Annotated in this window: 21 protein-coding genes; 9 read left to right on the forward strand and 12 right to left on the reverse strand. The window is 65.0% G+C overall.

Annotated features, from left to right (window positions below):
• Window positions 1-3 precede the first annotated feature (3 nt).
• The 5 genes from L880_RS0116875 to L880_RS0116895 all read right to left on the reverse strand — a co-directional run bounded on the left by L880_RS0116875 (window position 4) and on the right by L880_RS0116895 (window position 4,639).
• A complete protein-coding gene (locus L880_RS0116875; protein ID WP_027476677.1) occupies window positions 4-606 on the reverse strand; it encodes an amino acid synthesis family protein in 603 nt (200 codons plus the stop codon).
• Between the two features lie 30 nt (window positions 607-636).
• Window positions 637-1,119, reverse strand: coding sequence for a VOC family protein (locus L880_RS0116880; protein ID WP_027476678.1), 483 nt, complete (start codon window positions 1,117-1,119; stop codon window positions 637-639).
• A 14-nt stretch (window positions 1,120-1,133) separates the two neighbouring features.
• On the reverse strand, window positions 1,134-2,171 hold the full coding sequence (locus L880_RS0116885; protein WP_027476679.1) for a WD40/YVTN/BNR-like repeat-containing protein: 1,038 nt from the start codon (window positions 2,169-2,171) through the stop codon (window positions 1,134-1,136).
• Between the two features lie 28 nt (window positions 2,172-2,199).
• A complete protein-coding gene (locus tag L880_RS0116890) occupies window positions 2,200-2,994 on the reverse strand; it encodes an SDR family NAD(P)-dependent oxidoreductase (RefSeq protein ID WP_027476680.1) in 795 nt (264 codons plus the stop codon).
• Window positions 2,995-3,064: 70 nt separating this feature from the next.
• Window positions 3,065-4,639, reverse strand: a complete 1,575-nt coding sequence (locus L880_RS0116895) for an acetolactate synthase large subunit (protein WP_027476681.1) — start codon at window positions 4,637-4,639, stop codon at window positions 3,065-3,067.
• A gap of 605 nt (window positions 4,640-5,244) precedes the next feature.
• On the opposite strand from L880_RS0116895, the gene L880_RS32640 reads away from it, so the two are divergent.
• On the forward strand, window positions 5,245-5,670 hold the full coding sequence (locus tag L880_RS32640) for a MarR family winged helix-turn-helix transcriptional regulator (protein ID WP_084461379.1): 426 nt from the start codon (window positions 5,245-5,247) through the stop codon (window positions 5,668-5,670).
• Window positions 5,671-5,736: 66 nt separating this feature from the next.
• Here the strand turns inward: L880_RS32640 and L880_RS0116905 are convergent, their stop codons facing one another.
• Genes L880_RS0116905 through L880_RS0116925 form a run of 5 tightly spaced genes read right to left on the reverse strand, consistent with a single transcriptional unit; the run spans window position 5,737 to window position 11,908 of the window.
• A complete protein-coding gene (locus L880_RS0116905) occupies window positions 5,737-7,032 on the reverse strand; it encodes an amidase (RefSeq protein ID WP_027476682.1) in 1,296 nt (431 codons plus the stop codon).
• Between the two features lie 37 nt (window positions 7,033-7,069).
• Window positions 7,070-7,861, reverse strand: coding sequence for an ABC transporter ATP-binding protein (locus L880_RS0116910; RefSeq protein WP_043329740.1), 792 nt, complete (start codon window positions 7,859-7,861; stop codon window positions 7,070-7,072).
• Entirely contained in the window at window positions 7,858-9,714 is a 1,857-nt protein-coding gene (locus L880_RS0116915; protein WP_027476684.1) for a branched-chain amino acid ABC transporter ATP-binding protein/permease, read from the reverse strand. The genes L880_RS0116910 and L880_RS0116915 overlap by 4 nt, the downstream gene beginning before the upstream one ends.
• On the reverse strand, window positions 9,711-10,733 hold the full coding sequence (locus L880_RS0116920) for a branched-chain amino acid ABC transporter permease (RefSeq protein ID WP_027476685.1): 1,023 nt from the start codon (window positions 10,731-10,733) through the stop codon (window positions 9,711-9,713). Before L880_RS0116920 ends, L880_RS0116915 begins: the two co-directional genes overlap by 4 nt.
• Before the next feature lie 20 nt (window positions 10,734-10,753).
• A complete protein-coding gene (locus tag L880_RS0116925; RefSeq protein ID WP_027476686.1) occupies window positions 10,754-11,908 on the reverse strand; it encodes an ABC transporter substrate-binding protein in 1,155 nt (384 codons plus the stop codon).
• Window positions 11,909-12,276: 368 nt separating this feature from the next.
• Here L880_RS0116925 and L880_RS0116930 point away from each other — a divergent pair, with 368 nt between their 5' ends.
• From L880_RS0116930 to L880_RS0116965, 8 genes are read left to right on the forward strand one after another with little or no spacing between them, the layout of a single operon-like run.
• Window positions 12,277-13,455: an acyl-CoA dehydrogenase family protein gene (locus tag L880_RS0116930; RefSeq protein ID WP_051443377.1), complete on the forward strand. Its 1,179-nt coding sequence runs from the start codon at window positions 12,277-12,279 to the stop codon at window positions 13,453-13,455.
• Between the two features lie 29 nt (window positions 13,456-13,484).
• A complete protein-coding gene (locus tag L880_RS0116935) occupies window positions 13,485-13,859 on the forward strand; it encodes a hypothetical protein (RefSeq protein ID WP_019578241.1) in 375 nt (124 codons plus the stop codon).
• Window positions 13,860-13,867: 8 nt separating this feature from the next.
• Window positions 13,868-14,401 carry a nuclear transport factor 2 family protein gene (locus L880_RS0116940; RefSeq protein ID WP_027476688.1) on the forward strand — a complete coding sequence of 178 codons (534 nt, stop codon included), beginning with the start codon at window positions 13,868-13,870 and terminating at the stop codon, window positions 14,399-14,401.
• Window positions 14,402-14,418: 17 nt separating this feature from the next.
• Window positions 14,419-15,693 (forward strand): aromatic ring-hydroxylating oxygenase subunit alpha, encoded by a 1,275-nt coding sequence (locus L880_RS0116945; protein WP_019578243.1) that lies wholly within the window; start codon window positions 14,419-14,421, stop codon window positions 15,691-15,693.
• Window positions 15,694-15,713: 20 nt separating this feature from the next.
• On the forward strand, window positions 15,714-16,190 hold the full coding sequence (locus L880_RS0116950; RefSeq protein WP_027476690.1) for an aromatic-ring-hydroxylating dioxygenase subunit beta: 477 nt from the start codon (window positions 15,714-15,716) through the stop codon (window positions 16,188-16,190).
• Between the two features lie 9 nt (window positions 16,191-16,199).
• Window positions 16,200-16,946: an SDR family NAD(P)-dependent oxidoreductase gene (locus tag L880_RS0116955; RefSeq protein WP_027476691.1), complete on the forward strand. Its 747-nt coding sequence runs from the start codon at window positions 16,200-16,202 to the stop codon at window positions 16,944-16,946.
• Between the two features lie 25 nt (window positions 16,947-16,971).
• Window positions 16,972-17,934: a PDR/VanB family oxidoreductase gene (locus L880_RS0116960; RefSeq protein ID WP_027476692.1), complete on the forward strand. Its 963-nt coding sequence runs from the start codon at window positions 16,972-16,974 to the stop codon at window positions 17,932-17,934.
• Window positions 17,935-17,975: 41 nt separating this feature from the next.
• The gene (locus L880_RS0116965; protein WP_211245330.1) at window positions 17,976-18,446 is read left to right on the forward strand and encodes a flavin reductase; all 471 of its coding nucleotides are present in this window, start codon (window positions 17,976-17,978) and stop codon (window positions 18,444-18,446) included.
• Window positions 18,447-18,509: 63 nt separating this feature from the next.
• On the opposite strand, the gene L880_RS0116970 is transcribed toward L880_RS0116965, so the two are convergent.
• On the reverse strand, window positions 18,510-20,132 hold the full coding sequence (locus L880_RS0116970) for a methyl-accepting chemotaxis protein (protein WP_027476694.1): 1,623 nt from the start codon (window positions 20,130-20,132) through the stop codon (window positions 18,510-18,512).
• Window positions 20,133-20,225: 93 nt separating this feature from the next.
• Window positions 20,226-20,990 (reverse strand): WD40/YVTN/BNR-like repeat-containing protein (locus L880_RS32645; protein WP_043329744.1); only part of this gene is annotated, 765 nt, incomplete at its 5' end.

A 20,990-nucleotide genomic window follows, 5' to 3' on the forward strand; every position in this document is an offset into this window, starting at 1 on the left:
AGCTCAGACCAGGCCGTCCAGGCCCTTGACCTCGGAAGCCTTCAAGCCGCCCAGGCGCGCATTGAGGCGCCCGCGAGTGGCAAAGCTCCAGCACACGATGACCTCGTCGCGATTCGGGCCATCATTGAACAGAGCGCTCACCGAGTCATAGTGCGAACGCACATACAGGGCATCCTTGTGGGCCAGCGGGATGTCCAGCACCGTGCCGGGCCCGCCGCGCTTGCCCGTCGAGGGCACCCAAGACTTGCCCCCGCCCAGGGCGTCGCGGATCGGATTGGCGGCCGGGTTGGTCAACAGGGCGTTGCCGTGCTCATATTCACCGTCAGTGCCCACCAGGATGGCCTTGCCATAGCTTTCGATGGCCTGCCCGTTGGCGGCTTGCTGGATACGGCGGCCGAACTCCTGGCCCAGCGCCACAGAGCCTTCGATCCAGGCGCTGAGGTCAGGCTCGTAGCGACCTGCGTAGGGGTTGTGGATGCAGGCCGCCAGCACGAACTTGCGCAGGGGTTCACCGTCTGCAGGTGCACCGGTCTCGCCGGCCAGGGTGTCTTCAACCTGCAAGTACCACTTGCGGATGTGGAAGGCGCCAAAGTTCAGGGTTCTCATGGGTATTCTTTCAACTCAAAGTGGATGGATTCAAAGCGGCGTCAAATCAAAGGGGCGGCTCGGAGCGTCGTAGTCGCCCAGCAGGCGTTTGCCCTCTTCGTCGTCGTGCACGGTCTCGAGGAAGAACTCGAAGCGATGCCCGTCCGGATCCGTGAAATACAGGCCATAGCCCACGGCGTGGTCAGTGGTCTTCACCACCGGCACGTTCTTGCGCAGCAACATGCCGTAGAGACGACGCAGGTCATCCATCGACCCCTCGATCTCCAGCCCGTAGTGCTGCATGTTGATGTCGCCTCGGACCTCCGCCGTCGGGCTGGCCGGGTCGACCTGGATCAATGCGATGTCGTGGTGCTTCTGACCGAAAGAGAGAAACACCCACCGATCGCCACGCGCCGTGACCTCCATGCCCAGCACGTCCTCGTACCAGGAGGCCGTCTCGAAGGGGTTCTTGACGAACAGCGCCAGGTGGGTACGGCGAATGCGGGGCCGTACATCAGATGAGGGCGTAGACATGAAGCTCCCAGGCATCAGTTGATGGATTGCGGATGCGCATGGACCGGGGCCTCGAACGGTGTCCAGGCAATCGAGGTGATTTCGCTGAACTCACGCCACTCCTTGAACCAGGTCCGGCCTGCATCGGTGGAGCGCAGCAGGTCGCCGTACTTGGTGCCGGCAAACACCAGGTCGGGGTCGGCCGCATGGGTCCCGAAAGCCCACACGGTCGAGTTGGGCGCGGTGTGCAGCAAGGCGGTGCTCCAGGTCTGGCCACGGTCTTCTGAACGGTAGATCTTGGTCCGGGTACCCGGTGTGCCGTCGCCAATGGCCAGCAACAGCGCCTGCCCCGCAGCGCCCGTCACCTGGACCGTGCGCGTGTAGTACATGCCGTCAAACCGTTCGCGCGAGGGCTTGTGGACGAAGGACTTGCCGCCATCGGTGCTCTCGCAGACCGAGTTCACGGTGAGCACGAAATGGCGCACCGGGTCTTGCGCGGTGGCCGGCAGGATGGTGATCGCATGGATGTCGGAGTTGTTGATGCCCGCCCGGGGCACATCCATGCGTTCCCAATGGTCGCCTTGGTCGGTGCTGCGCCAGGCGCCACCTTCCTCGACGCCGAACCAGACCTCGTGGTGGTTCACCGGGTTGACGCACATCGTCAGAATCCGGGGGCGGTTGACGCCCTGGCAGAACTCCGGCAGCTCGACACCCAGACGCTCCCAGCTCAGGCCGCCGTCGCGGGAGCGGCAGGTGAAGGCACGCGAAGGCGCCCCGGTGCCGGCGTAGACGACTTTCGGGTCCACCGGGTCGAAGGCGATGGCCCAGACGGTCTGACCGTCCATGGGCGAGCTGACCCGGCTGAAATGGGCGCCACCATCGGTGCTGAGGCACAGCCCCACATCGGCACCCGCCAACACCCGCTGGGGGTCGGCCGGGTCCACCGCCAGCGCCCGCACCGTGCCGTCGAATTCAATGGCTTCCTTGAGCCCCAGGCGATGCCAACTGGCACCGTTGTCCACGCTGCGCAAAATGCCCTGGCCCGCAGTGGCCACAAGAATGGTTCCCTTCATGGGTGTTCCTTTTGGGGTGAATGAGCGATCAGATGAAGATGCCGCGGGTGATGCCGCCATCGACGGCAATGGATTCGCCGGTGATGGCACCAGCCCTCTCGGAGGCCAGGAACAGCACGGTGTCTGCAATCTCTTGGGGTTGGAGCACGCGGCGGATCGGGGTCACCTTGGCGTAGTTGGCCTCGACCTGCTCGGGCGTGAGGCCCTGCAGCTTGGCTTCCTTGGCGTACAGCTCATGGATGTGGGGGGTTTCCACCACGCCCGGGTGGATCACGTTGACGGTGATGCCCGAGGGGCCCAATTGGTCGGACAGGGTCTTGGTCAGGTGGCAGATGGCCACATTGCGCATGCCCGACAGCTGCTTGCTGCCCCGGCCGGTGAGGCCCCCGATGTTGATGATGCGGCCGTAGCCGTTCTTCTTCATGTGGGCTGCGGCCGCCTTGGCGCAACGCATGTAGCCCACCACCTTGATGTTGATGTCTTCCAGCAGGCCTTCGGGGCTGGCGTGCTCGATTTCGCTGCGCACCAGGCCACCCGGGTGGGCGGCCCCGTTGACGAGGATGTCGATGCGCCCGAAGTGTTGGGCCACCTGTTCGATCATGGCCTCGACCTGCTCGGTGCTGCTCACATCGGCCGGTGCGGCCAGCACCTCGACACCGTACTGTTCGCTGATTTCGCGGGCCGCAGCCTGCAGAGGGCCCGCACTGCGCGCCACGACGGCCACACGCACGCCTTCGGCGGCCAGTGCCTCGGTCACGGCACGGCCGATGCCCAGACTGCCGCCGGTGACCACAGCGACTTTTCCTTTGAGTTTCAGATCCACATTAGCTCCTGGTGATGGATGAGCGCCGCTGGCGCCCGGTTGCTTGGCATGACGCTGATGAAGCCGAGGCTCACAGCGCCATTTCGATCAGGCTGGGCCCGGAAGTGGCGACGGCCTTGGCAAACTGCTCTGCCAGCTCCTCGGCCGTCTGGGCGCGCGAGGCTTTGACCCCATAGGACTGCGCCAGCAAGACCCAGTCGATGCGGGGGTTCTCCAGGCTGGTCATGGCAGCAGCGCGTTCGCCGAGCGCAGCCCCGCCGCGCCTGAGCTCATTGCGCAAGATCGCGTACTGGTGATTGGCGGCCACCAGCACCACCACGTTCAGCCCCTCATGCGCCATGCTCCACAGGGTCTGGATCGTGTATTGGGTGCTGCCGTCAGACACCAGGGCGACCACTGGCCGCTCGGGGCAGGCGATGGCCGCCCCCATGGCCACGGGCAGGCCCTGCCCGATGGCCCCACCGGTGTTGGTCAAGGTGGTGTGCACGCGGGCTGCAGCAGAAGCGGCATAGAAGGGATAGCCGCAGGTGCCGCCCTCGACCGACACGATGGCCTGGTCCGGCAGTTCACGCGCCAGCACGGCGGCGATCTTCTGGGGCGTCAACTCACCTGTGGGCTGCTCCGGCATCGGCACCTGCGGTGCCACATACGCAGGTGCCGCCAGCGCCTCAGCCAGCGCCTCCAGCCGGGTGGCCGCGTCTTCGCCGGGCTGGCTCAGCAGCAGCAGGCGGTCTGGGGTGACCATCTCGCTCGCATGGCCCTCGTAGCCGAAATAGGTCACCGGGGGCAAAGCCCCCACCAGCACCACCAGATCGGATGCGTCGAGCACCTGGCGGGCGGGTTCCGGGAAATACGGCAGCCGATCAAAGACCGGCAAGCCCTGCCCACGCTCCGAGCGCGCCGGGAAGGTCTCGGCATAGGCGCGCCCTGGCAGCACCTGGCACAGGCGGGCCACGGCCTTTTGAGCACGCTCACCCAATCCGCTCAAGGCACCGCCACCGCCCAACAGGAACAAAGGGGCCTTGGCTTGACGAAGCGCGTGCACGCCAGCGGCCAGGTCGAAATGCGAGAGCGACGGCGAGGGCGCGGCCACGGCCTCGCCTTTGCTGGAGCCGGCCGCTGCGTCCAGCGTGCCGTACTGGTAGTCGGCCGGGAAGATCAGCGTGGCCGACTGCCCGCCATGGGCCAGGCTCTGCCGCACGGCCTGCGCGGCAGCCGGCGCGGCATCGGCCACGCTGTCAATGCGATGCACCCAACCGGACACCGGACGCGCCAGGGACTCGATGTCGGAGCTCAGGGGCGCATCGAACGGCAAATGCCAACTGGTGTGATCGCCGATGAGGTTGACGATCGGGGTGTGGGCGCGCTTGGCGTTGTGCAGGTTGGCAATGCCGTTGGCAAATCCGGGGCCCAGGTGCAGCAGGGTGGCCGCAGGACGACCCAGCATGCGGCCATAGCCGTCAGCGGCGCCCGTGCACACGTTTTCCTGCAATCCGATCACGCAACGGACCGCGTCCTGCGTCTCCATGGATCGCACGACATCCAGTTCCGTGGTGCCGGGGTTGGCAAAGCAGGTATCCACGCCCTGAGCGGCCAGTTGGGCCAAAAGCAGGTCTGCTCCAGTGGGGTATTTTTCGGTGGTCATGTTTGCTACTTTATCGAATAGACAAAAATTAGCAACCACCAAGACGATTTATCAGGTTTTTTCTTTGGTCCACGCTTTGCTCTTTTATGTGCTATACGTATTTGTATCTTTCTAGCCAGCCACCCGAAAGCCGCTGCTGCGCGCGACATGGCAGGGCTAAGGCGGCCAGGTCAACACCCGCCCGCGGGAGGGCATGGCTAGGCGTTGCTCAAGATGAAAGCACTGGGGCAAAGGGTGGACTTACCCGGCGAACGATCTCGTCGGCTGCAGGTTGGGCGCCCCAGGCACCTGGCCGGTTCGGCACAGGCCATGGCCGGCCTCCTGGCGCCGGGAACGCTTCGCAGAGAGCCGCCCCCTCCCGTTGATGAAGCTCAAGACGCTGCACGCCATTCGATGGCGTCATCCGCCCGCAGTGTGGGCTTGGCCTTTTGGCACGCCACTCAGGTCAAACAAGGGCACCCATCGGCATTGCTGGGTACACCATCCGCTAAGATCCAAGTCAGTTTTCAACCCGGACAATCATGGCCGTGCGCTCTTCCAAACGTTCCAATCCATCCGACCCAGAATTTCACCGGGCCGATTGGCCCTTCTACTGGATCGCCCGAGTGAACACCCTCTACACGCAAGAGATCGAGCGTGTTCTCAAGGCCGTCGATTGCGATGTACCCACCTACCGGGTGCTGGCCATCCTGCAGGAACAAGGCGTGAGCAGTGTTTCCGACATCGCCGTGCATGCGGTGGGCAAGCTCTCCACCACCACCAAGATCGTCTACCGCATGAAGGCCGAGGGTCTGGTGAGCACGGAGACGTCGAAAACCGACGGCCGGGTGACGATGGTGTCTTTGACGGACGCCGGCCGCGTCGCCCTGGGACGGGTGAAGGATGCCACCCACGGCCTGTTCGAGCGCAGCTTCGACGGGCTGACACCCGCCAAGATCGAAAGACTGAACGAATCACTGCGCATCGTGTTCCGCAATCTCAACGGCGGCGACCATCCCATTCTGGACGCGGTGGCCTCGGACCCATCCTAGGCCCGCCCCACCGCGATCACACACAGCGATCACACACAGCGGTCACACACAGCGATCACGCAGCAATCAAGCGGTGATGACCCGATGCAGCGACTGGGCCACCGCCAGTAGCTTGCGCTCTTCGCGCGGACGCCCCACCAGCTGCAGCCCCACCGGAAGGCCCCCCGGCCCCAACAGGCCCGGAACATTGACGCACGGCAGGCCCAGCAATGTCCACACCCGGCTGAAGACCGGGTCGCCCGTGGCGGCCAGCCCGGGCGGCGCTTCGCCGGGGGCCGCGGGCACGAGCAGCGCATCGGCCTCGCCCATCAAGGCCAGCACCTCGAGCACCCCTTGTGCAGCCATGGCCTTGGCTGCGGCATAGGCCTCGTCGGTGACACCCTGGCCAACAGCCACCAGATCTCGGATGTGCTGGCTCACCCGGGGGCCATGCGCCATGACCTCGCGGCCCAGGTTCTGCGCCGCCTCTTTGGCCATCACGGTCTTTTGTGCCTGCAACAGGCCCGCCAGGGACGCTGGCAGATCCAGTGAAGCCACGGGCACCCCGGCCGCCGACAGCAAGCGGTGCCCCCTCTCCCACACCTGCTCCCCGCCGGCATCGGAGCAGGCCCATTCGTGCGTGCGGCAACTCAGCAAGCGCATGCCGGCCGCCTCTGGCAAAGGTTCGAAGCGCTCACCCGCCAGCGCCGCGCGCATCAGCTCCAGGTCTTCGGCGCCATTGGCCAGCCAGCCCACGGTGTCCAGCGATGGCGCAAAGGCCTTCACACCCGCACCGCTGACCAGGTCATGGCTGGGCTTGAGGGCAAACACGCCGCAATAGGAGGCAGGGCGAATCAGCGAGCCCGCGGTCTGCGAGCCGAATGCCAGAGGCACCATGCCACTGGCCACAGCGGCGGCGGAGCCGCTGGACGAGCCCCCCGGCGTGTGCGCCGTGTCCCAGGGGTTGGCCGTGGGGCCTGGGGTGAAATAGGCGTACTCGGTGGTGACGGTCTTGCCCACCATGACGGCATCAGCACCACGCACCCGCCGCACCACTTCGGCATCGGCTGCAGGGCGGTGCCCCTCATAGACCGCAGCGCCGTACCCGGTGGGCATGTCGGCCGTGTCAATCAAATCCTTGACGGCCAGCGGCACGCCGCCGAGCAGGCCCAGGTCTGAGCCGGCGGCCATCCGCGCATCCAGCGCACGGGCCTGCCGCAATGCGGCCTCAGCATCCAGGTGCTTCCAGGCCTGCAGTGCCGGTTCGGCGTTGGCGATGCGTTCCAGGCTGTCCTGGAGCACGGCTTCGGCCGTGGTTTCACGGCGCGTGATGGCCGCATGGACGGCGACCGCACTCGCGCGCGGGTGGATATGACGAGTCATGTCGGAATCAGGCTTTCAAAAGAATCAGGGGAACCTATCAGGAGCTCAGCATCGCTTGATGCTTCGCCTGGCTACCGAGGTAGGCCTGGACCACACGTGGATCGGCGGCAACAACATCGGCCGGTCCCTCCATCGCCACCTGTCCCAGCTCCAGCACATAGGCGTGGTCGGCAATCTTGAGGGCGGCCAACGCGTTCTGCTCCACCAGCAGGATCGAGACACCCTGCTCACGCAGGCGCGTGAGGATGCGGAAGATCTCGCGCACGATCAGGGGCGCCAGACCCAGACTGGGCTCATCGAGCATGAGCAGACGGGGCCGGCCCATGAGCGCGCGCCCCAGGGCCAGCATCTGGCGCTCGCCACCCGAGAGCGTCGAGGCCTCTTGCTGGCGCCGCTCCTTCAGGCGCGGAAACAGCGTGAAGACCTCCTCCAGCGCATCGACATGCCGGGCCTTGGGCTCTTTGCGAAAGCGGAAGGCCCCGAGCCGCAGGTTGTCTTCGATCGACATGCTGGAGAACAGGGCGCGGGTCTCGGGCACCAGGCCAATGCCGCTGCGCACACGGCTGGCGATGCCTCGGCCTTCATCCCGGTCCACGCCGGCTTCATCCGCCACGACGATGCGCCCGCTGGAAGGCAGCACCCCCATGATGGCCGACATCAGCGTGGTCTTGCCCGCGCCGTTGGGCCCCACCACGGTGACGATCTCGCCCTGTCGCACCCGCAGCGAGACCCCGGTGACCGCGTTGATCTTGCCGTAGCTCACATGCAGATCGGACACATCGAGCAGCAGCGGTGACTCGACCACCGCCGGTTTGGGCACGGCATTCATAAGGCAACTCCCAGATAGGCTTCAAGGACCCGTGGATCCGACTGGACTTCAGCGGGTAGGCCTTCGACGATCTTGTCGCCGAACACCACCACCGCCACGCGATCAACCAGGTTCATGACGAAGTCCATGTCGTGCTCGACCAGCAGCACGGTCATGCCTTCTTCGCGCAGCTTCTGCAGCAACGCACCCAGGGCCTGCTTCTCGCCGTGGCGCAAGCCTGCCGCGGGCTCGTCAAGCAGCAGCACGCAGGGGTCGCAGCAAAGCGCACGGGCGATTTCAATCAAGCGCTGCTGGCCCAAAGAAAGGCTGCCGGCCTCGGCCGCGAGGTGGGCGCCCAGGCCCACGCGCTCCAACTGACGGCGAGCTTCGGCCAGCAAGCGTGCCTCTTCACGGCGATCCAGCCTCATCACGCTGGCCAGCAGGCCCTGGTGACCCCGCAGGTGTGCGCCCAGGGCCACGTTCTCCAGCACACTCATCTTGGGCAGCAACTTGACGTGCTGGAAGGTGCGGGCCAGCCCCGCCGCAGCGATGCGGCGGGCATCCCAACCCCGCACGGGCTGGCCCAGGAACTCGATGTCACCGGAGGTCGGCACATCACAGCAAGAGAGCAGATTGAACAGCGTGCTCTTGCCGGCGCCGTTCGGGCCGATCACGGCCAGCACCTCGCCCGCCCGCAAGTCCAGATCGATCTCCTTGTTGGCGACCAGGCCGCCGAAACGACGACTCAGGCCACGCGCCTTCATCACCACGCTGCCACGGCTGGGCATCTCCCGGCGCGGCAGCGATCCGGCATCGCTTTCAGCGGCCGGTGGCTGCGTGGCCCGACGTGACCCCAGATGGGCCTGGCACCACCCCGCCACGCCGGCCGGTGCACGGTGCATCAGCCCGATGATGAGCGCCCCGAAAACAATGGCCTCGTAATTGCCGGTGCTGCCGAACAGCTTGGGCAACAGGTCTTCCAAGCCGTTTTTCGCCAACACAAACAGGCCCGCGCCCACGATGGCCCCCCACAATTGGCCGACACCGCCAATCAAGGCCATGAACAGGTAGTCGATGCCGGCGTTGATGCTGAAAGGGGTGGGGCTGACGAAGCGCTGCGTATAGACATAGAGCCAACCCGACACACTCGCCATGGCCGCAGCCAACAGAAAAGCCGTCAGCTTGGCCCGAAACACGTGCACGCCCATGGAGGCCGCCATGGCCTGGCCGCCATTCAAGGCGCGAATGGCGCGCCCCGAACGGGAGTCCAGCAGGTTGCGGATGGCGACCGCGCCCAGCAGCACCAGCAACCAGATCAGGTAGAAGATCTGCTCGCCACGCTCCAGCGCGACACCGAACAGACGCAACCCAGGCAGGTTCGCCAGGCCGGAATAGCCCCCCAGAGATTGGAAAGTGCCAAACAGGAAATACAGAGCGATCCCCCAGGCGATGGTCCCCAGCGGAAGGTAGTGCCCAGACAGGCGCAGGGTGATGGCCCCCAACAGGCCGGCCACACACAGCGTGAGCACCGTACCGATCAGCAGCGCCGCCAGCGGCGAGCCGCCAGCCCAGGCCAACCAGCCCGGCAACACCGTGCTGCTGGCCAGCCAGGCCGTTGTGTAGGCGCCGATGCCCACAAAGGCGGCTTGGCCAAAGCTGGTCAGTCCGGCCACGCCGGTCATCAGCACGATGCCCAACACCACCAGTGCCGCCAGCCCGATGTTGTTGAACAAGGTGACATAAAAGCTCGGCAACAGGGGGACCAGCGCCAAAAGAGCCACCGGCACGATGAACAAGCCGATGCCGCGCAGACGGGAAGCTCCATGCGAACGGGCTGCGCCGTGCTGAAGGGGAGGGGTAGAAAGGGCACTCATGCGTCCTCCTCGGAATGGCGGGTTGTCAAAGAGCGCCACAGCAGGAAAGGCAGGATCAGCGTGAACACGATCACCTCCTTGTAGTCACTGGCCCAGAAGGTCGAGAACGACTCGACCAAGCCGACCGACGTGGCGCCGAGCGCAGCGATCGGGTAACTCAGCAGCCCACCGGTGACGGCACCGACAAAGCCCTTGAGGCTGATCAGAAAGCCGCTGTCGAAATACAGCGTGGTCAGCGGCGCGATCAAAATGCCCGAGAGCGCACCGATGAAGGCCGCCAGGCCAAAGCTGAGCTGGCCGGCGAACGTTGGCGAAATACCCATCAGCTCTGCCCCGAGCCGGTTCACCGACGTCGCTCGCAGGGCCTTGCCGTACAGGGTGCGATCAAAGAACACGTAGAGCGCCCCAATGAGCAGCACGGACGCAGCGATGACCCAGAGCGCCTGTGACTTGAACACCACCGGCCCGATCTCCAGGCCGCCGTCGGAAAACGGCTCGCTGCGGGCGCCCTCGGCGCCGAACATCAACAGCGACAGCCCCACCAGCACGCCATGCAGTGCGATCGACACGATCAGCAACACCAGGGAATGGGCTGACGCAATCGGCTTGAAGGCGATGTCATACAGCAAGGGCCCCATGGGCACCACCAGCGCGAGGGTCAGCAGAGCCTGCACCACCATCGGCAGCGCCTGCAACGGCAACACACTCAGCAGCGCCCAGAGTGCCACGGCATAGCCCAGCATGATCCAGTCGCCAGGGCCCGGCCAGCGACGCCTGGCCCAGAGGGCACCCACGGCCCGTGCCACGGCCAGCCCCAGCAGCAGCCAGGCCAGGGCCATCGATTGGCCAGCCTGCATGCCGGCCATGGCCATGGCTCCGAAGGTGACGAACTCGCCCTGCGGCACCAGCAGCACCCGGGTCACGCTGAACACCAGCACGATGGACAACGCGAGCAAGGCATAGATGGCGCCGCTCGTGAGGCCATCCTGGCCCAGCAATAGAACGATTTGTGAATCCATGTCGATCAACTGGCGGCGGCTTACTTCAAGGCGGCCCACTGACCGTTCTTCACCGTGATGAGTTCGCGGCCCCGCTTGTCAAAGCCGCTGTGGTCCGCTGCGCTCATGTTGTAGACGCCTTGGGTCGCAGCCAGCTCCTTGGTGTGCTCGATCGCTTCGCGCAGGGCGGCACGGAACTCCGCAGTGCCTGGCTTGCCCTTCTTCAGGGCCGCCGGAATGGCCGCCTGCAGCAACAAGCCGGCGTCGTACACGTTGGCGCCAAAGGTGGCGGGCTTGCTGCCATACAGCTTCTCGTAATCGGCCACGTACTTGGTGGCAATGGCCTTGATGGGGTTGCTGGCCGGCATGTCGCCCAGCACCAACATGCCGCTGGCGGCCAGGATGGTGCCCTCCACCTTCTTGCCGCCCAGCTTCAGGAAGTCGTCCAGCGCGGCGCCATGGGTTTGGTAGAACCGGCCTTTGTAGCCTTGGTCGAACAGCGTGGCCTGCGGCAACACGGCCGAGCTTCCAGGTGCAGCGATCAGCACGGCCTCAGGGCGGGCTGCGAGGGTCTTGAGGGCCTGCGCCGTCACCGAGGTGTCGCGGCGTTGAAAGCTCTCCGAAGTCAGCAACTTGATGTTGGCGGCCGCCAACAGCTCGGTCATGACCTTGGCCCAGTTCTCGCCATAGGGGTCGGCCGTGCCGATCAGACTGACGCTTTTGATGCCCGTGGCCTTCATGTGCTCCACCAGCGCATTGGCGATCAGATCGTCGTTCTGCGTGGTCTTGAAGACCCACTTCTTCTGCTCGGTCATCGGCAGCACCACAGCCGCCGTGCCGACGGGCGCAAACATGGGCACACCGGCTTCGGCAGCGAACTGGATCACCCCCATGGCATTGGGCGATCCGCTCGGGCCGATCAAGGCGTCAACCTTGTCCTCGTTGATGAGCTTCTTGACGGCCGAAACCGACGCCGTGGGATCGGAAGCGTCGTCCAGCGAGAAGTACTCGATCTTCTGGCCTGCCACCTCCTTGGGCAACAGCGCCACCGTGTTCTTCTGGGGAATGCCGACCAAGGCAATCGGCCCGCTGGCCGAGGACACGACGCCGACTTTGATCTGGGCCAGCGCGCTGCCGGCCAAACACAGGGCGCCGGCAGCGGCGATCAAGGTGGGGAAAACGTTTTTCAGAACCATGGAAGACCTCTTCGTAGTGCGGGTGGAAAGATTGAATTCTGGTGAGATGCGGTCTGCACATTTCGTGCCACATTCACGTTCTTATTCATGCTTTTTGCCGAGGTTACAGAGGTAATTCAGTTCGTCTTCCTAGGGGATTCCCTTGGGTTGAAACGCTCAACTCAATCGATTTATGAAGATTTAGCCCGCTTTTGGTGCGATTTTTCCCTTGGAGATGCACCAACAAATTCAAAAGGCGCCCAAATCCTGGGCGAAAACTTTTTTACTTTTTTTAGTTGCCAATTCACGTAGTTTTGCGCTAACTTAAAAAATAGCTTCAACGCGTTGAGCCCTTTTTCGACGCGGCAACCTCACTACCGGAGACCCCGATGCTGACCCTGGAACCCGAGCGCACCACGCCTGCAAGCCCCCCGTCACCGGACGGCGTGGCCCACCCGTCTTTTGACGGCCTGCTGACCGACATCCGCGCCCGCAGCGCTGAATTTGCCCAGCAGCGCTTCATCTCGCCCGATGTGGTCGAGAGCTTCAAGCACCACGGCATGTACCGGGCGCTGGTGCCTCGCACATTGGGCGGCGAAGAACGTTCGCCGCGCTATTTCTGCGAGAAAGTGGAGCGCATCGCACAGGCCGACGGCTCGGCCGGCTGGGTGGCCAGCTTCGGCATGGGCATCACCTACCTGGCCTCCTTGCCCATCGCGACGCTGCGCCAGGTGTACGCGGCTTCGCCCGATGTGGTGTTCTGCGCGGGCGTGTTTCCGCCCCAGAGCGCACCCGTCGTCGAGGGGGGCTTTGAGGTGTCGGGCCGCTGGAGCTTTGCCAGCGGATGCATGGGGGCCAGCCTCGTGGGTGTGGGCATTGCGCCGACGGGCCTGGCCGGCCAATCCCTGCCGCGCCTGGCCGTGATGCCGATCGCCAAGGCACGAATCGACCCCACCTGGGACGTGATCGGCCTGACCGGTACCGGAAGCCACGACATCGTGGTGGACAAGGTCGTCGTCCCCGAGGAGTGGACCTTCGTGCGCGGCAGCGCCTCCACACTCGACGCCCCGATTTGCCGCTACCCCAGCCTGTCGTTCGCAACGCAGGTGTTGAGCGTGGTCTCGCTCGGCATTGCCCGCGGTGCGATCGAAGAACTGAAGAACCTGGCCACGGGCCGCACCTCGGTCACGGGCGCACCACGCACCGCCGACCGGCCGCAGGTGCAGATGGACATCGCCCGTGCAGAAGCCACCCTGCGCGCCGCACGCGCCTTCTTCTATGACGCCATGGACGAGGTGTGGGAGACCCTGCTGCGGGGCGACACCCCCACCCAGGAGCAGATCAGCATGCTGCGCCTGTCATCCACCCACGCCACCCGCTCGGGTGCCGAAGTCACCCGCAGCGTGCAGATGCTCGCGGGCATGACCGGCATCTACCGCAGCTGTCCGCTTTCCACCCAGGTTCAAGACAGCCTGGTCGTGACCCAGCACGCCTTCATGGGCGACATCACCTACCAAAACGCCGGCGCCATGCTGTTCGGCCTCAAGCCCTTGCCGGGCTACCTCTGATCTGACCCCATCGCCCAGGAGAACCCACCATGACCACTGAAACCAAAATTCCGCTGCGCACCCTGTTTTGCATTGGCGTGAACCAGAACTTCTTCGACGCCACCCAGGCCGAAACCAAGGACATCTGGAACGCCTTCGTGCAGATGATGCAAGGCATCGCCGCCCTGCCCGGCGTCAAGGTTCTGGGCAACCTCGACGACGATCGCTCCATGGTGGGGCCGTCGGCGAGCTGGCCCTGGACCACCTACGTGCTGGCCGATGTGCCCGACCTGGAAACGGTGCATGCAGCTTGCAACCTGTTTCGCACCATCGGTGTGGGTGACGGCACCTACAAGCTGTGGAAGTACTGCAAGGTCGAAGCGCGCGTGGGCCGCGAGCTGAGCATTCCGGCCTACGCGGCCTGAGCATTCCGATGACGCCAGAACAGCAGATCGCCGACCTGCAACTGCAGGTGCAACGCCTCCAGGCCGAGGGTTTGATCCGCGCCTGCATCACCCGCTACATGGCCCTGTGCGACCGCCTCAACGCCGAGACACCGCTGCAGGAGCTGGCCGGTCTTTTCACCGAAGATGCCACCTGGGAAGGCCGGGGTGCGCTTTATTCCGGCCGCTTTGGCGGCTACCGGGGGCGTGAAGCGATTGCTGCCATGTTCCGAACCTACATGCGGACCCCGGCGCATTTCGCCTTGAACGTCCACTTTCTCTGTTCCGAAACCATCGGGGTGTCGGACGACGCACTCAGCGCCGATGCGAGCTGGGTGATGTTGCAGACATCGACCTTTGCCGACCAGAACTCACACCTCAACGCCGCGCAGCTCACCTTGAAGCTGCGCTCTGAAGACGGCGTCTGGCGCATCGCCCAGTTCCAGACCGAGAACCTCTTCAGCCGCCCCACCGGCGCCTGGAACAGCAGCGCGCTGCTGCCAGTGCCGGCCCAAGACTCTTAATTCACAGAGGCACCCCCATGAATGCTCCTGCCCAAGCGATCCATTTCCACCGCCCCCTCGGCGAACTGGTGCAGACCGACAAGGTCCACACCTCGCTCTACACCGACCCCGCCATCTTCGATGACGAGATGGAGAAGATCTTCCGCAACACCTGGGTCTGGGTGGCCCACGTCAGTGAGGTGCCCGATGTCGGCAGCTACAAGACCCACTGGGTGGGCAAAGAGCCGGTGATCGTGGTGCGTGACCGCAAAAAACAGGTGCGCGTGCTGCTCAACCGCTGCCGCCACCGCGCCGCCACGGTGTGTGAGCACAAGAAAGGCAAGGCCAACACCTTTGTCTGCCCCTACCACGGCTGGAGCTACGCGCTCGACGGCAGCCTGCGCGGCGTGCCGCACCCTGAGAGCTATGGCGACATTCTCGACAAGGCGGAATACCCCCTGATGAACCTGCGGGTCGAGGAATACGCCGGCATGGTGTTTGCCACCTTCAAGGACGACATCGAACCCCTGGTCGACTACCTGGGCCCCGCCAAGAAGTGGATGGACCTGTTCATGAAGCAAGGTGGGAGCTTTCCGATCAAGGTCGGCGGCGAGCATCGCTTCACGTTCCCGGGCAACTGGAAGATCCAGCTGGAAAACACCACGGACGCCTACCACTTCCCCTTGGTGCATCGCTCCTTTCTTCACTCCGTGGACAAGCAGACCGAGGAGATGCTCGACTTCGTGGGCGGCAAGGGCTATGTCGAAGACCTGGGCAATGGTCACAGCGTGATGGTGATGATTCCCGACCTGATCGACCTGGAAGCCGATCTGGAGCGGCCCATCCCCGACCGCTACACCGAGTTGGCTGAGGCGCTGCGCGCCGAGGGCCACGAGGAGGCCAAGGTGCGACAGATCGTGCGCGCCGTGGGGGGCTCGGGCTTCAACCTGAACCTGTTCCCCAACATTGCCTGCTCCATGGCCTTCTTTCGGGTGCTGCAACCGATATCGGTCAACGAGACCGAGATCCACCACAGCGTGATCCTGATGGACGGCGGCCCCCCGGCCGGCAACCGGGCCCGGTTGCGCATGCACGAGCACTTCCAGGGCCCCTTGGGCTTTGGCACGCCGGACGACTCGGAAGCCTGGGAACGGGTACAGGCCGGTGCCCATGCCGGGCGCGACCTTTGGGTGCTGCTCAACCGCGGCCTGCCCGCGGAAAAGAAGACCGCCGACGGTGTGGCGGGTGATGTGAGTGCCGAGACCGGCATGCGCGCTGCCTACCAGCAGTGGAAAAAACTGATGACCGCCTGAGTCACGGAAGAGAGCAAAAAATGAACACGACGCTGCTGCAAGAAGCCACCGCCTTCATCTGGGCCGAAAGCGACATGCTGGACCACAACGAGTACCAGGACTGGCTCCAGCTCTGGGCCCCGGACGGCATCTACGTGATCCCGATCGACCCGAACGAGACCGACCACGAGAACACCCTGAACTACGCCTACGACGACGCCCAGATGCGCCAAAAGCGCGTGGCGCGATTGACCGGCGGCGAAGCCATCTCCTCCGCCCCGGTGGCGCGCACGGTGCGCAACGTATCGCGCCTGCGCCTGCTGAGCGACGACGGCATCAAGGTCACGGTGCGTTGCGCCCAGGACCTGCGCGAGTTCCGCAAGGACCGTTTTCGCGAGCACACCTCCGATGTCACCTACGAACTGTTGCGCGAGGGAGAGAGCTTCCGCATCCAGCGCAAGGTCGTCAAGCTCATCAACTCGACCGACACGCTCACCGCCGTCGGCTACATCCTCTGAGGCCAGGCCATGGCAGAACGACAAAACGCCCTGGTCACAGGCGCCGCCCATGGGCTGGGCCTGTTCATCGCACAGGCATTGCACGCCGCCGGCTACCGGGTCGCGCTGAGCGACCGTGACGGCGCGGCGGCCGAACGTGCCGCGCGGGAGCTGGATCCCAGCGGCGACAGCACCCTGGGTCTGGCCCTGGATGTGGTGTCCAAATCGGCGTTCGAACAGGCGGCCGATGCCCTGGCCGCACGCTGGGGCCAGCTGCATGTGGCCGTGAACAACGCGGCCGTGACGGTGACCACACCGGTGATGCAGATCACCCCGGAAGAGTTTGAAGAGGTGCTGCGAATCAACCTGCGCGGGACCTTTCTCGGTTGCCAGGTGTTTGGCACCCGCATGGCCAACCACGGCTATGGGCGCCTGATCAACATCGCCTCGCTGGCCGGGCAGAACGGCGGCACGGCCTCGGGCGCGCACTACGCCTCATCCAAGGCGGGCATCCTGACCTTGACCAAGATCTTCGCGCGCGAACTGGCCGCCAGCGGTGTCACCGTCAATGCCATGGCGCCCGGCCCACTCGACCTGCCCTCCGTGCGCCAAGCCGTGCCGGCCGACAAGCTTGAAAAATTGGTTTCGGCCATCCCCGTGCAGCGCCTGGGCAACCCGCGCTTCATCGCAGCCCAAATCGTGCAACTGGCCTCCGCCGAGGCCGACTCCTGTACCGGCGCCGCGTGGGACGTGAACGGCGGCATCTTCATGCGCTGAAGAGCATCGAGAGAAGGAAACAAACATGAACGCCCTCACCCACCAGGTCGTCGTCCAGCGCAGAGAGATTCAAGGCGGCGGTGTCGTTGTACTCGATCTGCAAAGCGCAGACGGCAGCAGCTTGCCCAGCTTCGAGGCTGGCGCCCACATCGACGTCCATCTGGCCCCCGACCTGGTTCGCCAATACTCACTGTGCGGCGACCCCGCCGAAAAAAGCCGCTACCGACTCGGTGTGCTGCGTGACCCCGCCTCCCGAGGCGGCTCGCTCGCAGTGTTCGATCGGCTCAACGAAGGCACGGTCATCACGATTGGTGCGCCGCGCAACCATTTCCCCTTGGTACCGGAGGCGCAGCACAGTGTGCTGGTCGGCGGCGGCATCGGCATCACGCCCATGATCGCCATGGCCTATGCCCTGTCAGCAGCGGGCAAGGGCTTCGAGTTGCATTACTGCACGCGCTCTGCCGCAAGCAGCGCCTTTCTGGAAGAACTGGCCACAGCCCCCTTTGCCGACAAGGTGCGCCTGCATTTCGACGATGCGGGTGACGCGGGCCGACTCCAGATCGCTGCGGTGCTGGACGCAGTGGGCACGGCCCATACCCACCTGTACGTCTGTGGTCCCTCGGGCTTCATGGACTGGGTGATCAGCAGCAGCGCACAACATGGCCTGCCCGCAGCCCAGATCCACCGGGAGTACTTCAACGCCGACGTCGACACGCGCGGCGGCGCCTTTGAGGTGGTGGCCGCAGCCAGCGGCAAGACGGTGCAGGTGCAAGAGGGGCAGAGCATCGTGGCCGCCTTGAAGACCATCGGCATCGAGGTGCCGGTCTCGTGCCAGGAAGGCGTCTGCGGCACCTGCGTCTGCACGGTCCTGGAGGGTGAATGCGATCACCGCGACGTGTACCTCACCGACGAAGAAAAGAGTGACAACGACCAGATCATGACGTGCTGCTCGCGCGCCAAATCCGCCCGACTGGTGCTGGACATTTGAAGGGGTTCACCATGGTTTCGATTCCTGAATTCAGAAACGGCATGTCATTGCTGGCCGGTGCGGTCAACGTGATCACCACCGACGGAGCCGCCGGCCTGGCGGGCTTCACGGCTTCGGCGGTCTGCAGCGTCACCGATCAACCGCCCACCTTGCTGGTCTGCATGAACCGATCGTCTTTTGCGCACCGCTTTTTTGTGGAAAACCGCTCGATCTGCGTCAATGTGCTGTCGGCTTCCCAGCAGGACCTGTCGGCCCTGTTTGCCAACCGCGACGTGACGATGGAAGACCGCTTTGCACAGGTGGCCTGGCGGCCCTTGAGCACCGGCGCCCCCGCCTTGCAAGGCGCACTGGTCAACTTTGATGGCGTCATCACCCACATCCACGAAGTGGGCTCGCACAGCATCTTCATCTCGGAATTGCGCGACATCCGCCTGCCCGCAGAGAGCTCCCAGGGGCTGGCCTACTTCAACCGCGCCTACCACCGGCTGGGTGAAGCGCAAGCCAGCGCCTGAAAAGGCGGCCTGCACAGTCAAGAACACCTGTGCCGGCCACCACAGGCACCAAGCCCCAGACGCTCAGCTCAGCCGCGCAAGAGGGTGCTGAGCCAGAGAGGGTGGGCTGGCATGCCCCTTTGACCCGGCGTCCACCTGATGCACCGCTTGCTCGCGGGCGCCAAGCTGGAAGTAGCCTAGTACGCTGTCCAGTGCCTCCGTCTGGCTCCTGAGGCTGTCGGCCGCGGCTGCGGCCTCTTCGACCAAGGCAGCGTTCTGTCGCAGGCCCTCATCGATCTCGCTCACCACGCCATGGATCTGTGCCACACCCTGGGCCTGCTGGGCGGTGGCCTCGGAGATGCGGCTGATCAGATCGGCCGCCAGCTCGCTGGCCTTCACCATCGAGGCCATCGTGCTGCGCGCCTGTGTCACCTGGCCAGCGCCGGCCTTCACGGTTTGCAGATTGCTCTGGATCAGCGCCTTGATTTCCTTGGCGGCCTGGGCCGAACGCTGGGCCAGGCCGCGCACCTCGCTGGCCACCACCGCAAAGCCGCGCCCTTGCTCACCGGCCCGGGCCGCCTCCACCGCCGCATTCAAGGCCAGGATATTGGTCTGGAACGCGATCCCGTCGATCACCCCGATGATTTCGGACATCCGTGTGGATGAGGCCGATATCGCCTCCATGGTCTGCACGATGTGCTCGGTCTGCTGCCCGCCCGAGCGGGCTTGCTGCGAGGCTTCGCGCGCCTGGGTTTGAGCCTGCTGTGAGGCTTCGGCGTTGTCGCGCACCGCGCTGGCGATGACTTCCATCGACTGCGTGGCCTGTTGCAGGGCCGCAGCCTGCCGCTCGGTTCGGTTGGACAGGTCCAGATTGCCGGCTGCAATTTCGGTCGAGGCCGTGTGGATGGAGGCGGATGAACGAACCACGGTGTCGATGGCCTCGTGCATGCGCCGCACCATCTGCCCCAGGGCATTCATCATCCGCCCGGTCTCATGGTTGGCTTGCGCCTCGATTTGCAGCGTGAGGTCGCCCGCCGCCACCCGGTCGGCCATGCGCACCGTGGCGTTCAAGGGCGTGGTCACCGAGCGATAGAGCAACAGGCCGGCCAAGGCGGCCAACACGGCCCCCACCACCGCCGTGATCCAGGTGATGCGGCGACTCTGGTCGGCCAGCGCCACGATCTCGGCGAACGATTGCTCCTCGGCGGACTTCTGCTGCTGCGCGAACGCCAGGGCCGCTGATTGGCTCTGCTGGATCAAGGGGTCCAGCTTGTCTTCAAACACCTGGTTGACCTCATCGGTCTGCAACTGCCGCCCCAGGTCGATGACCTTGTCCCGTGCACCGCGTGTGCTTTGGAGGGTTTGCGGAAGGCTTTGCAACGCAGCGGTGTCGGTGGCATTCAGGGGCATGGCCAGCAGACTCTTCAAGGCCTGGTCGGTGTCGGCACTGGCCTTCAGGGCCGAGGCGATTTCGCGCTCGACCTTGGCGGGATCGACCTGCACCGAAAGCCGACGCAGATACAGCTCTTCCGCCTTGCCTGCCGCTCTCAGCGCCGAGGCCAGCTCATACCGCGCTCGGGCCTGCCCCACCGTGCCTTGCACCAGATCCTGGGACTGCACAGCCGCCCAGAAGCTCATGACGCTTTGCCCGAGCAGAATCAACACCACCAAACCAAAGGCCACGATGAGCCGGTGAGCAATCGTCATATCTCGCATCCAGTTGATTGACTCAGGCAGGAAGCCCCTGCCAGGGGCGGTGAAGGTGGCTTCGACGTTCAAGCCAGGAACACGACGTCAGGATCAGTTCTTCACCAGGCCCTGCTTGGACAGCAGCACCAGCCGCCCCTGCGCATTCACCACCGCCGCCGTCAGCCCCAGGTGATCGGGCCGCACCTCGGCCTTGAAGCTCGCCCCAGCGTCCTGGCTTTGCAGCCTCAGGCCATCCAGCCCCACACCCACGACTTGCGCCCCCCCTGCACCCGGCACTGCCACCAGCTGCGTGATCGACGACTCGCTGTGGCTGTCGATGCGGCTCCAGCGCTTGCCCTCGTCCGTGCTGCGGTACAGCGAGCCGCGCAGGCCCGCGGCCAGCAACTCGCCCCCGGGCAGCGCCACCCCGGTCCAGAACGAGCCCTTGTAGCCCGTGCTCAGGTAGCTCCAGTGCCGCCCCTGGTCGGCCGAGCGCAGCAGCATGCCCTTCTCGGCTGTGGCGTACAGCACGCCCTGGCCCGTGGCAAACAGGCTCAGCAGGTTCAGGTCGGCCTTGCGTGCGCCCTCGGGCGGTGTGAGCATGACCGGGTTCCAGCTCTTGCCGCCATCGTCCGTCACCAGCACCAGCGACCACAGGCCCACCGCCACGCCGCGCTGGGCGTCCAGCATGTGCAGCGCAAACAGCGGCCGGTCTTCTGCCGTGGCGCTGCGCTGCACGGCCCAGCTCTCGCCCCCGTCTTCGGTGTGCAGGATCACGCCCCAGTGCCCTGCAGCCCAGCCCTGGCGCGCATCGGTGAACGACACGCTGGTGAGGGTGCTGTCCACCGGCACGCTCTTGGCCTGGCGCCAGGTCTG

The sequence above is a fragment of the Curvibacter gracilis ATCC BAA-807 genome, from assembly GCF_000518645.1.
Taxonomy (GTDB): Bacteria; Pseudomonadota; Gammaproteobacteria; order Burkholderiales; family Burkholderiaceae_C; genus Curvibacter; species Curvibacter gracilis.

Coding starts and splice junctions, on each gene's coding strand:
- L880_RS0116895 (WP_027476681.1), bottom strand. CDS start 4,639: ATGACCACCGAAAAATACCCCACTGGAGCAGACCTGCTTTTGGCCCAA.
- L880_RS0116875 (WP_027476677.1), bottom strand. CDS start 606: ATGAGAACCCTGAACTTTGGCGCCTTCCACATCCGCAAGTGGTACTTG.
- L880_RS0116965 (WP_211245330.1), top strand. CDS start 17,976: ATGTCATTGCTGGCCGGTGCGGTCAACGTGATCACCACCGACGGAGCC.
- L880_RS0116935 (WP_019578241.1), top strand. CDS start 13,485: ATGACCACTGAAACCAAAATTCCGCTGCGCACCCTGTTTTGCATTGGC.
- L880_RS0116930 (WP_051443377.1), top strand. CDS start 12,277: ATGCTGACCCTGGAACCCGAGCGCACCACGCCTGCAAGCCCCCCGTCA.
- L880_RS0116885 (WP_027476679.1), bottom strand. CDS start 2,171: ATGAAGGGAACCATTCTTGTGGCCACTGCGGGCCAGGGCATTTTGCGC.
- L880_RS0116955 (WP_027476691.1), top strand. CDS start 16,200: ATGGCAGAACGACAAAACGCCCTGGTCACAGGCGCCGCCCATGGGCTG.
- L880_RS0116960 (WP_027476692.1), top strand. CDS start 16,972: ATGAACGCCCTCACCCACCAGGTCGTCGTCCAGCGCAGAGAGATTCAA.
- L880_RS0116920 (WP_027476685.1), bottom strand. CDS start 10,733: ATGGATTCACAAATCGTTCTATTGCTGGGCCAGGATGGCCTCACGAGC.
- L880_RS0116940 (WP_027476688.1), top strand. CDS start 13,868: ATGACGCCAGAACAGCAGATCGCCGACCTGCAACTGCAGGTGCAACGC.
- L880_RS0116910 (WP_043329740.1), bottom strand. CDS start 7,861: ATGAATGCCGTGCCCAAACCGGCGGTGGTCGAGTCACCGCTGCTGCTC.
- L880_RS0116905 (WP_027476682.1), bottom strand. CDS start 7,032: ATGACTCGTCATATCCACCCGCGCGCGAGTGCGGTCGCCGTCCATGCG.
- L880_RS0116915 (WP_027476684.1), bottom strand. CDS start 9,714: ATGAGTGCCCTTTCTACCCCTCCCCTTCAGCACGGCGCAGCCCGTTCG.
- L880_RS0116880 (WP_027476678.1), bottom strand. CDS start 1,119: ATGTCTACGCCCTCATCTGATGTACGGCCCCGCATTCGCCGTACCCAC.
- L880_RS0116925 (WP_027476686.1), bottom strand. CDS start 11,908: ATGGTTCTGAAAAACGTTTTCCCCACCTTGATCGCCGCTGCCGGCGCC.
- L880_RS0116950 (WP_027476690.1), top strand. CDS start 15,714: ATGAACACGACGCTGCTGCAAGAAGCCACCGCCTTCATCTGGGCCGAA.
- L880_RS0116970 (WP_027476694.1), bottom strand. CDS start 20,132: ATGACGATTGCTCACCGGCTCATCGTGGCCTTTGGTTTGGTGGTGTTG.
- L880_RS0116945 (WP_019578243.1), top strand. CDS start 14,419: ATGAATGCTCCTGCCCAAGCGATCCATTTCCACCGCCCCCTCGGCGAA.